Origin of the sequence: Nostoc sp. CHAB 5836 (assembly GCF_020829445.1) — a bacterium.
Classification (GTDB): Bacteria; Cyanobacteriota; Cyanobacteriia; order Cyanobacteriales; family Nostocaceae; genus Nostoc.
This window is the reverse complement of record NZ_JAIVFV010000046.1, coordinates 1-13,201: the sequence shown is the minus strand read 5'-3', so window position 1 is coordinate 13,201 and position 13,201 is coordinate 1. Positions and strand designations below refer to the sequence as shown.

Sequence of the window (13,201 nt, the reverse complement as noted above, 5' to 3'; positions counted from 1 at the left end):
CAAGAGCTATTCATCCCCAAGAGTATGAGTACTTCGCGTACCGTTAACGGTTTAACTTTAGCCCTTTGACTGATCATTTACAATTCATCTCTGCGATATGCTATTGGAGTTTGCTGATGTCCGTTTATTCGATTCCTCAAGAGAACAGGATTTTGGTGGTAGATGATACCCCGACCAATCTGCAAGTATTGTTAGATTTGTTGAGCGAACAGGGCTACCGAGTGGCGATCGCCAAAAGCGGTGAAACTGCCCTACAACGGTTGCAATCATCTCGGCCCAATTTGATTTTATTAGATGTAATGATGCCTGGGATCGACGGATTTGAAACCTGTCAACGTCTCAAAAACGACTTCAACACCCGTGATATCCCGGTTATTTTCATGACTGCCCTCTCCGACTCTGTGGATAAAGTCAAGGGATTAAGCCTGGGTGCAGTCGATTATATCACCAAGCCGATTCAGCATGAAGAAGTACTGGCACGCATCCGGGTGCATCTGCAACTGCGTTATGCTACGCACGTGATGGAACAGCGCACCAATGAAGTCAACCAGGCATTACAAAGCCTCAAGCAAGCCCAACTGCATTTAGTGCAAGGTGAGAAAATGGCTGCCCTTGGTCAGTTGGTGGCTGGAATTGCTCACGAAATCAACAATCCGGTGAATTTCATCTACGGCAACCTGACCTATGTGAGGGAATATACTCAAGATTTACTGGAATTTGTCCAACTCTACCAGAAGCACTATCCCAACCCAGTGGACGAAATCCGAAAGCGGGCAGAGAGCATAGATTTGGAATTTTTGCAAGGGGACTTGGTAAAGATATTAGGTTCGATGGCAATGGGTAGCGATCGCATTCGCGACCTTGTTCTCTCCCTCCGCAACTTCTCCCGTTTGGATGAATCTGAGATCAAACCCGTCGATATCCACGCAGGTATCGATAGCACCCTGGTAATTTTGCAACATCGTCTGAAAGCCAAACCGGATTTTCCTGCCATTCAAGTCATCAAAGACTACGAACAGTTACCAGAGGTTGAATGCTACCCCAGCCAACTCAACCAAGTCTTCATGAATATTTTGAGTAATGCGATCGATGCCTTAGAAGAGTCAGCGATCGCCTCCCCCAGCATCACCATTCGGACTTCTGTGATCAAGACTAACTGGGTCACAGTTTGGATTGCCGATAACGGTGTCGGCATTGCCGAACCCATTCGATCTCAACTGTTCGATCCTTTTTTCACCACCAAACCCGTCGGTAAAGGGACTGGATTGGGGTTGTCCATTAGCCATCAAATTATCACCGAAAAACACGGCGGCAAGATCGAGTGTCATTCCACTTTAGGACAGGGAACCGAGTTTGTCGTCCAAGTTCCACTGCAATGCGACAAAGCCGAACGCCACGGTAACAGCAACCATCGAACGGGTGCAGCAACATAAAACTCCTACGTAGCAAGAGCAACATTGCCCAGCTTAAATTCGTCGTTAACTAAGTTACAGATTATTAGGAATACCAAATTTTGCATTCACCTTAGTAATTAGGGCTTACGCAATAACTCTCTGAAACTCTTATTCCTTCGCGTCCTTTGCGTCCTCTGCGGTTCGTTTTTTCATTATTTTGCCATTCGTCCTAGTAATGTAGTTTTTTAAATTCACCTTAGCAGCTAAAAGTGGTTATTATAATGCGTCAGCTTTCAATTACTCTATCTTTAGTAGCACTACTACAAAGCTTACCAGCGATCGCTCAAGTGCCAGAATCTACTTCTGGAATCCTATCTGATTCTATTCAAAAGGTAACTGCTGTCAAATGGATGACAAACTATCCCGATGGCAAATTTTATCCAGAAAGGTTACTGAGTCGAGCCGAACTAGCGTCAATTATGGTAAAAGCATTTCGCCTCGATAAAAGACAAGCTGTTAACAGAGAAAATTTCGTGATTCCAGATGTTCCTCGTTCTTATTGGGCATTTAATGATATACAGACAGTTTTAAAAACTGACATCATGAAAGGCTATCGGGGCAATGAATTCTTCCCTAATCAAAAGGTGACAAGAGCAGAAGCTTTGGCTATTTTCGCCCAGGCTTATGGTGTGTTTCAGTTTCCCGATGAGGCTGTGAATGAGATTCTGGCTTCACATCCAGATGAGAAGTCTATCCCAGGTTGGGCTAGAAAAGCGATCGCTACAGTAGTTACTGAGGGATTTCTGAACACAGATGCTCAAGGCAATATTTCCCCATTAAAACCTGTTACCCGTGGAGATATGGCCTATGTATTGAGTAAATATTTGCAACGACAACAGCGACAACCCGAAACACCAGAAGTTCCGATTATTCCAAATAGCCCACAATTGCCTTAAGTAGAGCGACGCAAATAAAGCTAACTGGCTAAGGCTGTCATTTGTCATTTGTCCTTAGTCATTTATAAGGGTTTCAGGTGTATTTACGTTTCGTAATATAGTTTGATTTATTGTTGCCGACTTACTTAGTACAGTTTTCATGTATTTGAACCACAAATAGACCTCACTTCCATTCCTCTCTCCTCGTAGGAGAGAGGCTTTGATTTTCTCCCCTTCCTTTGTAGGGAAGGGGCTGGGGGTTAGGTTTCATAATTGTGGTTCATTTACCTGAAAATCGCTGTAAAATCATCTTGGAGCCGGATTTCTATACTTATCCCGAATCTGGCGAAGATATAAGGAATTAGACTGTGTTGGTTGCTGCAACACATAATTCCCATAATTAGATTGTGATGGTTGCGTCGGTTGTTGCAAGCCATAATTCCCATAATTAGATTGTGGTAGTTGCGTCGGCTGCTGCAAGCCATAATTCCTATATCCCACAGGATTTGTGGGGTTGACAATCCCTTGACTTGGACTCTGGCTAGAGTCAGGTGCAATATTACTTGGTGCGGCAGAGGTAACTGGGGGTGTTACTGGCGCTATATTAGGCGCTATCTGACCACTATTTAAATTATTGTAGGGATTTTGCTGTAAGTTCGTACTCGTACTTAACCCACTATTAGGCGCTATCTGACCGTTATTTAAATTACTGTAGGGATTTTGTGGTAACTTCGTACCGATTGAGGTGTAGCCTGTCCCAGCAGTTAACCCAGTACTTGGTACAGAATTCTGACTGGGTAAGCTATTGATTGGTGGCATTAGGGTTGTTCCTGGTTCAGAGACTCGATCCAAGTTATTTGTCTCAGTTCCAGAGACACCATTGAAGTTAGACAATTTCTGGTTTGTCGATTGGTTAAGCGCTGCTTGTAAAGGGCTGATAGAAAGAGAATTTTGATTCTTGCTGGTTTGATTAGTGAATCCAATACCCAGGCTAGAGGATGTTTGTTCCTCCTCTGTTGGTTCAGACGCAGCATTTAAGGTCTTGAGACCTAGAAACTGGTTATTATTATCAATCGTGCCAGTACGCAATAAATTTTCTGTTTGTACAACAAAGGGATTTTTCGGGGCTGGAGAGGTATCGCCATTAACGCCTAAACCAGGGTTTAACTTGGTGTCACTAGCAGACTTTTGTTTGTTAATTAGATCATCTAATAAGCCTTTGCTCTTTCTTACCGCCGTATTTTCACCAGGCTTTCTTGTTGTTAATGAGGCCGTTGCTTGTTCAAAGTCATTAAACAAAACTGGCAAGTTATCAATATCTGCTGCAATAGCTCTGTTTTCAGCTGACAGGGAGGAATCAACAGGCTTTTGTGAAGCGACTTGGTTTTTTTGCTTATAAACAAAAATATCTGGGTTTGACCAGTATTCCCAAGTTAATAGCCCAACTACAGATAAAAAAATTGCAGTTCCCCAAAAACCAGGTCGCGCTAGATTCAACAACCTGGCTCTGAGATAGCGTAAGTAGGCGGGGGGATAATGAGGATGTGGCATGGTATAGGTAATTGAAATGTACTCGAAATCGGTAAAACTTCACGGAAGCTGAAGGCGTTACTATTTAATGCTTTTACTTTCGTCAACAGGAAATATCTTAGAGGGTGTTTGAAAAGTGTTGGGCCATTGGAAATAGTCCCTTAATTGAAGTTTGAATGTTGATTTTATACTAACTTCTCCACAAGTTATTAGTCATCAATAGAGAAATAGAGAAAATTTGCCAAAATTAAAGATTTTCTCAAAAAAGATGATTTTGAGAGCAAAGAAGGGATAACTAAGGATAGTTCTATCTTTGATGACTATTCTCAGAGTTTTCTATGACCTATTGCCTCAGAATTGCCGACTTACCTACAAATGAGCGTCCGCGTGAACGGCTAATGACGCATGGTGCCAAAATTTTAGCCACAGCGGAGTTAATTGCAATTCTTTTAGGCACCGGTCAAGGGCCAGGAAAACTGTCTGCTGTGGGTTTAGGACAATATATTTTGAGCGAATTAGGGAAACACCAACGTGATCCGTTGGTAGTTCTGCGAGAAGTTACTCCCGCCGAGTTGATGCAAATTTCTGGTGTTGGGCCAGCGAAGGCGACAAGTATCTTAGCCGCGATTGAATTAGGCAAACGCGCCTTTCAATCTCGTCCTTTAGATGGCACATTAATTGATAGCCCACTTGCTGCTGCTGCTACCCTTAGCCAAGATTTGATGTGGCAGATACAAGAACGTTTTGCAGTGGTGCTGTTAGATGTCAAAAATCGTTTGCTGGGTACGCAAGTAATTACCATTGGCACCGCAACTGAAACTCTAGCCTCTCCCCGTGATATTTTTCGCGAAGTTATTCGCCAAGGAGCAACGCGACTAATAGTAGCCCACAACCATCCTTCTGGTAATCTTGAACCCAGCCAAGAAGATATAGAATTAACGCGCCAGTTGTTAGCAGGGGCAGAGGTTTTGGGCATTCCCCTGCTAGATCATCTGATTTTGGGCAATGGCAATCATCAAAGTTTACGGGAACTGACAACCTTGTGGGATGAGCATCCACAGGGGGATTAAAATAATTCGTAATTCGTAATTCGTAATTCGTAATTACGTGAAAGTGACTCCAATACTGCGTAGGTTTTGGAAAATCGTAGGTTGGGTTGAGGCTCTGCGAAACCCAACAAAGCCCCCCAAATGTTGGGTTTCGTTCCTCAACCCAACCTACACGGGTTAAGGTTTTTGGGCAAAACCTGCGCAGTATTGAAAGTGACTCTTATTTAGCTTAGGCGTTCAATTCGTGCTGCCCTCGTTAGGCAGGGGAATTAAACCCCATTACTTTGTTAAATTTACAATGGGAACGCAGCGACGATTACCTTTGAGATGTCCCATTGGCACAAACTTGTCCTTTTGGAAGACTTATCAGGATAGTTTGCAGTGGCGAAAGACGAATTTCACAAGTCTCTTTTCCAAGTAACAGCAGGGACTTCGGGAACATCTCTTTATCTACATCTGCTTTCACAGACTTGTTGATCCCCAAAGAGGAACTTACCCCAGACTGCTGTAGGGTAGGATAGTCGCTGACTGTTGCTGCCTCATTTAGAGAGGAGAATCCCAGATCCCCGACATTTCCTTCTTTGTTTGGAACAGGTAACAGCGAGATATCAATCAAAGGTAAGGTAATTTTCAGTGTCGTACCTTGATAAAGTCCTGCACTCTCAAGACCAATGCTGCCTCCCATGAGTTCAATTAAGTTTCGTGAAATCGCTAGTCCCAATCCAGTACCTTCAAACTGGCGCGTGGTTGTGCCATTCACCATTACAAAGGGGCGAAATAGCTTGTGCTGTTGAGTTGGATCAATGCCTATACCTGTATCTTTGACAGCGATTACCACCTGAGATTTACTATATTGAATTTCTGTAGCAATGGTAATGCTTCCTATGTCGGTAAACTTAGTGGCGTTGCCGATAACATTAATCAGCACTTGCTTCAGTTTTGCCGCATCTGCCTTAATTGGTATCTGTTGGGGATCTAACTCACATTTCAATTGCAAGCCCTTTTGTTGAACATTAACTGATTGTAAATTAATCACCTCTAACAATATTTGTCGAAGGTCAACAGGTGTGGTGATGACTGAAAGCTTACCTGCTTCAATTTTAGAAATATCGAGTAAATCATTAATAATACCTAGCAAGTGAATCGTTGTTTCATCCGCACGTTTGAGAAACTCCATTTCTTCTTCCCGGTTATCACATAAGCCATCTTCAACCAGGCGAATACAGTTAATAATAATATTTAACGGATTTCTCAATTCATGGGAAGTCGTAGCCAAAAACTGGCTTTTAATCTGGTTAGCGGTTTTTGCTTCTTTCCAAGCTATTTCCAGTTCTTCTGCCCCAGCTTTGAGCCGTTCTACCATTTGGTCTAATGCTTGGGCCAGTTGATTGAATTCCCGGATTTGAAAATTGTGCGGAACTGGTTGTGCGGCGTGGTGAGAGTGAATATTGAGAGCGTAGTCTCGCAATTCTTCTACAGGACGTGCCAAGTAAGGTGCTAAATATAGAGATGCTAACAAACTTGCACCAATCAAACCAACTGTCAAAACGATGAGAATGAGTTTGATTTCCTCTAAACCAAAAAGGGCATTATCAACACTAGTAACAGCTAAGACTATCCATTTTTGCTGCGGCTGTTGAGTAAGTGGATTTGTAATAGCTGTATAGCCAGCTACTAATTCTTTCCCATCTGTAAAAGACAAATTGATCGGATCATTTCGTCCCGCAATGGCATTTTTAATTATGCTATTGAGTTGGGAAGCATTTGGGTGCTGATTGATATTAGTTCCCACCCACTCTGTGATTGGATGCGCCAAGATGGTGCCATCTTCAGCAATCACTACCATAGCGCCAGTGAGTGATCCCGGAGGATTTCTGGTCTTTTGGTACAATGCAGACTGAATACTTAAATTGTAAACTGAATTTTTTTGACTATCAAAAACTGGTGCAGATAAAACTACTTGTAGTTGATTTAGTGTGTTTCTTTTTCCAGTTATTCCTACCTTTGGCGGAAAGATTGCTTTGATATCAATTTCGTCACTAGACAAAAATGATCTTAATTCTCCAATTGGTTGATCCCCACAGCTACTGGCAATTATTTTTTGGTCGAGGAGATTCGTTAATTGGATGCACTCAATACTGGCTGGAAGTTGCTGCTTTAACTGCGTGAGAATTTCTTGCCCTTGTACAGGTGAATCCGATGGAATAACCGTTGTTTTACTGACACTCAGCAAATGAGCTTTTAAGATAGCGATCGCATCTCCAATTCTCTCCCCTTTACTGATGGCGCTTTCTGTTAAATTTTGACGTGCAGTTCGCAATATGCTAGAGCGTGCCTTATTCAAGGCAACAATCTCGCCTATAAGTAAAACTGGGACGAACAGAAGCAATATTCTTGTTACTAAAATTCGACGAAAGGAAGATTGGCGGGAATTAGTCATCAAGTGTCTCACTTTGCATCTGCAAACCACAACAGCAAAGATATACAATTAGAACAGCTAAATGAGACATTTTATTAAATTATCAAAATGTTATTTTCAATGTTTAAAAATAACAAATTGCTAGAAATCAAAAAGAAACGCGGTATACCAAAACTCAGATATGCTAGATGTGGAAGGAATTTGTGTTGCATATGAATCCAGTAGTGAAATTGTAAAACAGTAGCTTGCAGGTATGGATTTTTTTGAAAATCTACACACGATGAAAGAAAATATTAAAACTATCAAATCAATTTCATGTTGCAACATCGTCCTCATACTACAGTTGTTTTAGCAATGAGTGCAGATGGTAAAATAGCAGATTTTAGGCGATCGCCTGCTCGGTTTGGTTCAAGGGTTGATCAAGCACACTTAGAAAAACAAATCGCGGCCTCTGATGCGGTTTTATTCGGTGCTGGTACTTTGAGTGCCTACGGAACGACACTTACTGTAACAGATCCAACTCTATTGGAACATCGGGCGCAAGGAGGGAAGCCTTTGCAGCCAGTTCATATAGTCATTACACACTCTGCAAACCTCAATCCGGAAACTCAGTTTTTTAAGCAACCAGTTAGACGTTGGCTACTCACGACAACAGCAGGAGCGCTTTCATGGAAAGGACGCTTACAGACGCTTCCCTCAACTCTAGGAAACGGAGCAGAGGAGTGCCGTCCAGAATTTGACCAGATTCTGGTTTTTGAAACACCAACGCGAGAAATTGATATTCCCGCAGCTTTAAAGCATCTAGCCACTCTACATATAACACGGTTGGCGGTCTTGGGTGGAGGTGAATTAGTCGCTTCCTTGCTGGGATTAGATTTAATTGATGAATTATGGCTAACTGTCTGTCCTTTGATTTTAGGTGGTAATACCGCACCCACACCTGTAGAAGGGAAAGGATTTTTACCCGATTTAGCTCCCAAATTGCAACTTCTAGAAGTTCATACCATTGAGCAAGAAGTGTTTTTGCACTATCGTCTGCAACGACCAGGAGATTAGATTACGCTAAATTAGGTTATTGGGGATTGGGCATGGGGCACTTGTACTGAGCCTTGTCCCTACTCCCTACTCCCTACTCGCTACTCCCCTAACATGGTGGAACAACTTAAGCCTCGCTATTGTGTCGTTTGGACGAACAAAATCGCTGAAGTACCTCAAAATGCCTGGAATGCTTTGGCAATGCCACTCAAAACGCCGTTTTTAGAATGGGAGTGGCTGAACAATCTCGAAACCTCCCAGAGTGCTACGGCTAAAACTGGTTGGTTGCCAAATCACTTGACATTGTGGCGAGATAGAACGCTGATTGCTGCTGCGCCACTTTATCTTAAAGGACATAGCTCTGGTGAATTTGTTTTTGATCACCAATGGGCAGAGTTAGCCGATCGCATCGGAGTCCAATATTACCCGAAATTGCTGGGAATGACACCATTTACTCCGGCTGAAGGCTATCGGTTCTTAATTGCCCCAGGAGAAGATGAGGATGAAATCACAGCGATGATGGTGCATGAAATTGACACTTTTTGCTCCAAAAATCGGATTTCTGGGTGTCATTTTCTTTACGTAGATCCCCAATGGCAACCGATGCTGGAAAGGCATGGCTTTACAACTTGGCTGCACCACAGCTACATCTGGGAAAATGCTGGCTTTAAAACTTTTGATGACTACTTGAAGGTGTTTAACGCCAATCAGCGCCGCAATATCAAGCGGGAACGCAAAGCTGTGGAGAAAGCAGGTTTACGATTGCAACCTCTAACTGGTGATCAAATTCTTCAGTCTTCATTCCCCTTGATGTACCAGTTCTATGCTGACACCTGCGATAAGTTTGGCTGGTGGGGTAGCAAATATCTCACACAACAGTTTTTTGAGCAGCTAAACACCAATTATCGCCATCGAGTCTTGTTTATTGCCGCATATAGCGAGCAAGATAATTCTCATCCTTTAGGAATGTCCTTTTGTTTGTTTAAAGGTGACAAACTCTATGGACGCTATTGGGGGAGTTTTCAAGAAATAGATTGCTTACATTTTGATGCCTGCTATTATGCACCAATTGAGTGGGCGATCGCTAACGGAATCCAAATTTTTGACCCTGGTGCGGGCGGGCGACACAAAAAACGGCGCGGTTTCCCCGCTATGCCCAATCACAGCCTGCACCGCTTTTACAATAATCGTTTAGGACAAATTTTACGTCCCTATATTAAGGAAGTGAATCAACTCGAACAGCAGGAAATTGAGGCAATTAATGCAGAGTTACCATTTAGCTAGATCAGCATTCATCTCACACTCTCATTCGAGTGAGTGTGGGATGAATGCGCAAGAGTCGGGAGAACTAGTAATTACCCCCTTCCCCCTACAAGATTACCTATTGAAGGCTAAAACTCTCAGTAAAAGTCAGTTTTTTTAGCGTAGACGCTTCGGCTTGCCGCAGGCTACCGCAAACGCGAGTGCGTCTCCCCCTGGGAGAAGGACGCCAACGCGAGTGCGTCTCGTAAGAGTTGGACGCAAAGAGAAGAAAGAAATGCTTAACTGAACTGTATTGCGTTTTAACGGACTATAACCTTTTCTCAGTAGTCTTTAGACTACTTTCGCTATTAGACTCAGAATTCATTCTGAGGCGGGCTAGATGCATCGGTGAGAGTTTAATGGAATCTTACTTTTGTCAATTAGAAATTATGCTTAAAATTTGGGAAAAGCAGAGGTATTAAGTTAACTCTTGTACTGAACTTATCGGTCAAGAATAAAGATGCGTATTCAGATTAAGCGTAGGCGTAGCCCAACCTAGGCATCGCCTGCTGAAAAATTGTGTTTCCAACCCCAGTTTTCAGCCATACTTTGAGTAATATTGCTTATTGACAAATGTTACTTGACCTTAGCCTATCGCGAATGGGCTAGATGAGACTCAGAATTCATTCTGAGGCGGGCTAGATGAGAATGAAATAGCCCTGCTACAAATACTGAGTTTTGCCGAAGTGCTGAAATAATCTAAATTTCATAGTACCAAATTTCTTCTTCTCGCAGCACAATTCGATGTAGGGAAAGACGAGCAATCAAGCCCTCTTGCTCAAACTGCCCAAGAATACGAGTGATAGTAACACGAGTTGAACCGAGCATTTCCGCCAAGTCTTCATGAGTTAGACGCATATCTATTAAACGTCCCTTCTCAACTTCTGAACCAAATTTTTTGGATAACCATGCCAACAGCTTGATGAGCATAGTATCCACTTTTTTGTGGCTACGGATGATCATCAATTCCTGAGCCTGTTGGATATGGGCAAGTAGAGTTTCTGTTAGTTGAGTCGAGTCCTCTAGAGCTAAGACTGTCGCTTCCACTTTAGTTAAGCATTCCATCTGATAAGGTTCTAATTTTGACAAAGCCTTACCAACAACATCTCCAGGGCCCCACAATCCCAGAGCGACAGTTGTACCATCTTCTAGATAGGTAAAAGTCCTGACAAAACCCCTTTCAATCTTCCAAAGACCGTTTTTATCACCCGGCATAAATGACCTACGGGCAAAAATTTCATTAGTATTATTGCTGTTTAAGCTGGATAAACTTGTGTAGAAAGACACTATAATACTGTTCTCCGATCAGTTAACAGTAGTATAATATTTATATCAGGTTCTAAGCTCGACTTTATCCAAAATTAAGAACCCGATTTTCTTTATCCGGCAAAAACCCTGGCTTTTTAGCAAATACTTTTTCCACGTCACAGATAATCCAATACGGTTCGGATAAGATAATTTGTCTATCGATAACTCTTGTAGAGACGTTGCAATGCAACGTCTCTACACTCCATAACACCTCACCAATAACCTTAATTGAACCGTATTGACAGATGATCGACCAATGATCAATGAAGCTAAAACACTATTCCTTCGACGACCTCAACAAATAGCGAGATATTTTGAGCAAATTTACCACATTAGCTGTTATTTTGGATTTCGTCTAACTTAGCACGCACTGCCTGGATATCCTGCCACATCAACCATTTAGGCGCACCTTGTTCCTTAGAGGGGTTACGCAACAAGTAGGAAGGATGAAAAATTGGCATACATAAACGCCCTTGCCACTCCAACCACTGTCCGCGAATTTTCGTAATTGCTCGCTTATCACCAGTGATCCCTTTGACAGCAGTTGCACCTGTTAATAGAATTATTTTGGGGTCAACTAGGCGAATTTGTTCTAATAAATAGGGCAGACAAGCCGCGACTTCTACAGGAGTGGGAACTCTATTATCTGGTGGGCGGCATTTATTGATATTGGCAATATATACATCATGCTCAGTAGTCAGATTCACAGATGCCAAAATTTTCTCCAACAGTTGCCCTGATCTGCCCACAAATGGTAAACCCGTTTCGTCTTCATTTTGACCAGGCGCTTCCCCTATAACCATAATTGGTGCTTTGAGATTACCGCGTCCGACAACAGCATGAGTACGAGTGTCACCTAATGGACAACGGTGGCAGCGATCGCAATGCTGTGTCAACTCCGTTATGCTGGAATAAGTTCCCGGAGCGATCAGAATTTTCGCGTCTGTAGGAATCAGTTCTCGTTGGTTAAAAGTTGAGTCGTCGAAGAGGCTGAGTTGGGTTTCGCTGCTCATGAAAATCAAGATTTTGGCATCAGCGCCAGCTGTCATATCTGAATAAATAGACTTTTGGTGAATACTGATTATTTATACAAATCTTATTGTATCAGTTAATTTGAGACAAAATTCAGTCATGATAAAAGCAGTGCCGTTCTAAGATGCTGGGGGAAACCATGTCACATACCCCACTTTTCGTCGATCGCACCCATGCGGGTGAGTTATTGGCGCGAGTGATCCATGATGTTTTGACTCAGCAAACTATTGATTCTGGGGTAAAGCCTGTACCAATTGTTTATGCTTTGCCAAGAGGTGGTATACCAGTAGCAGCACCAATAGCACGTCTTTTGGGTTGTCCGTTGACAATCGTCGTTGCGAAAAAGATTAGCCATCCAGAAAACCCAGAGTTAGCAATTGGTGCAGTCACTGCTTCGGGAAATGTTCTTTGGGCTGATGATCAAAAGCTATTTCGCCCTCAACATGATGCACGGTGGCGGGAAGTAGCTTTAAATAAAGCGATAAACCTTGCTCAGTCTCTTGAGGCTCAATTAATTTCTGCTTGTCCACAGATCAATGTACAGGGAGCCACGCTCATTTTAGTTGATGATGGCATTGCTACAGGTATGACAATAGCGGTAGCGACAAATGCCATGAAAGCCCTTTCTCCAGAAGCAGTTTGGCTATGTACTCCAGTAGCGCCACAAAAATTGCTACCCTGGTTAGAACAGTGGGGCGATCGCACAATTATCTTGGAAACACCCGAACCCTTCTGGAGTGTGAGTAATTTTTACCGCGAATTTCCCCAAGTAGATACATTAGAAGTTCTCGTATATCTCCAGCAACAAAACACAATGGGCAAAATTGACGTCTGCGAGTAATTTGGAATTTGGAATTTAGAACTAAGTAAGTCGGCGTGAATAAATCAAAGTACATTATGTAAAAAATACTGGAATTAGTCCTCTCTACGACAATACACTTGGGTTAAGCATTTCCTCCTTCTCTCTTCTCTCCGTGTTCTCTGCGCCTCTGTGGTTCGTAAAAAAAGAGTTTCAGCCCTTTTGTGAACCGTATTGCTCTCTGCGAGATGCACTCGCGTTCACTACAAACTGTGACTTAAAGGAATTGTTTGCCGCAACGGCAAGCAATTCCTTTAATTAGACTCCAGCTTCTTGATACTTGAAACAGCAGACTGGTAGTTTAGGAGATAAAAACTGGAGTTTATATGCAATGCCGT

Annotated in this window: 10 protein-coding genes; 6 read left to right on the top strand and 4 right to left on the bottom strand. The window is 42.6% G+C overall.

Translation table 11 applies throughout. The annotated features are described in order from the left end of the window. Positions 1-116: 116 nt before the first annotated feature. A complete protein-coding gene (locus tag LC605_RS11745) occupies positions 117-1,433 on the top strand; it encodes a sensor histidine kinase (protein WP_229547717.1) in 1,317 nt (438 codons plus the stop codon). A 242-nt stretch (positions 1,434-1,675) separates the two neighbouring features. Beyond that, the gene (locus LC605_RS11740) at positions 1,676-2,350 is read left to right on the top strand and encodes an S-layer homology domain-containing protein (RefSeq protein WP_229547716.1); all 675 of its coding nucleotides are present in this window, start codon (positions 1,676-1,678) and stop codon (positions 2,348-2,350) included. Positions 2,351-2,635: 285 nt separating this feature from the next. On the opposite strand, the gene LC605_RS11735 is transcribed toward LC605_RS11740, so the two are convergent. Further along, positions 2,636-3,880 carry a hypothetical protein gene (locus LC605_RS11735; RefSeq protein ID WP_229547715.1) on the bottom strand — a complete coding sequence of 415 codons (1,245 nt, stop codon included), beginning with the start codon at positions 3,878-3,880 and terminating at the stop codon, positions 2,636-2,638. A gap of 317 nt (positions 3,881-4,197) precedes the next feature. Here LC605_RS11735 and radC point away from each other — a divergent pair, with 317 nt between their 5' ends. Beyond that, on the top strand, positions 4,198-4,929 hold the full coding sequence (gene radC, locus LC605_RS11730) for a DNA repair protein RadC (RefSeq protein WP_229547714.1): 732 nt from the start codon (positions 4,198-4,200) through the stop codon (positions 4,927-4,929). 295 nt (positions 4,930-5,224) lie between these two features. Here the strand turns inward: radC and LC605_RS11725 are convergent, their stop codons facing one another. Further along, positions 5,225-7,348: an ATP-binding protein gene (locus tag LC605_RS11725; RefSeq protein WP_229547713.1), complete on the bottom strand. Its 2,124-nt coding sequence runs from the start codon at positions 7,346-7,348 to the stop codon at positions 5,225-5,227. 294 nt (positions 7,349-7,642) lie between these two features. On the opposite strand from LC605_RS11725, the gene LC605_RS11720 reads away from it, so the two are divergent. Beyond that, entirely contained in the window at positions 7,643-8,383 is a 741-nt protein-coding gene (locus tag LC605_RS11720) for a RibD family protein (protein ID WP_229547712.1), read from the top strand. A gap of 93 nt (positions 8,384-8,476) precedes the next feature. After that, the gene (locus LC605_RS11715) at positions 8,477-9,646 is read left to right on the top strand and encodes a GNAT family N-acetyltransferase (RefSeq protein WP_229547711.1); all 1,170 of its coding nucleotides are present in this window, start codon (positions 8,477-8,479) and stop codon (positions 9,644-9,646) included. A 717-nt stretch (positions 9,647-10,363) separates the two neighbouring features. Here the strand turns inward: LC605_RS11715 and LC605_RS11710 are convergent. Continuing rightward, positions 10,364-10,951 (bottom strand): Crp/Fnr family transcriptional regulator, encoded by a 588-nt coding sequence (locus LC605_RS11710; RefSeq protein WP_229547710.1) that lies wholly within the window; start codon positions 10,949-10,951, stop codon positions 10,364-10,366. A 353-nt stretch (positions 10,952-11,304) separates the two neighbouring features. Next, complete coding sequence (locus LC605_RS11705) at positions 11,305-11,985, bottom strand: uracil-DNA glycosylase family protein (protein ID WP_229547740.1); 681 nt, start codon at positions 11,983-11,985, stop codon at positions 11,305-11,307. A 158-nt stretch (positions 11,986-12,143) separates the two neighbouring features. Between LC605_RS11705 and LC605_RS11700 the strand changes: the two genes are divergently transcribed. Continuing rightward, on the top strand, positions 12,144-12,845 hold the full coding sequence (locus LC605_RS11700; RefSeq protein WP_229547709.1) for a phosphoribosyltransferase: 702 nt from the start codon (positions 12,144-12,146) through the stop codon (positions 12,843-12,845). Positions 12,846-13,201 lie beyond the last annotated feature (356 nt).

What these genes read in the sequence shown, in the direction of transcription:
- LC605_RS11740 (WP_229547716.1), top strand. Translation starts at nt 1,676, where the DNA reads ATGCGTCAGCTTTCAATTACTCTATCTTTAGTAGCACTACTACAAAGC.
- LC605_RS11705 (WP_229547740.1), bottom strand. Translation starts at nt 11,985, where the DNA reads ATGAGCAGCGAAACCCAACTCAGCCTCTTCGACGACTCAACTTTTAAC.
- radC (WP_229547714.1), top strand. Translation starts at nt 4,198, where the DNA reads ATGACCTATTGCCTCAGAATTGCCGACTTACCTACAAATGAGCGTCCG.
- LC605_RS11745 (WP_229547717.1), top strand. Translation starts at nt 117, where the DNA reads ATGTCCGTTTATTCGATTCCTCAAGAGAACAGGATTTTGGTGGTAGAT.
- LC605_RS11700 (WP_229547709.1), top strand. Translation starts at nt 12,144, where the DNA reads ATGTCACATACCCCACTTTTCGTCGATCGCACCCATGCGGGTGAGTTA.
- LC605_RS11715 (WP_229547711.1), top strand. Translation starts at nt 8,477, where the DNA reads ATGGTGGAACAACTTAAGCCTCGCTATTGTGTCGTTTGGACGAACAAA.
- LC605_RS11725 (WP_229547713.1), bottom strand. Translation starts at nt 7,348, where the DNA reads ATGACTAATTCCCGCCAATCTTCCTTTCGTCGAATTTTAGTAACAAGA.
- LC605_RS11720 (WP_229547712.1), top strand. Translation starts at nt 7,643, where the DNA reads ATGTTGCAACATCGTCCTCATACTACAGTTGTTTTAGCAATGAGTGCA.
- LC605_RS11735 (WP_229547715.1), bottom strand. Translation starts at nt 3,880, where the DNA reads ATGCCACATCCTCATTATCCCCCCGCCTACTTACGCTATCTCAGAGCC.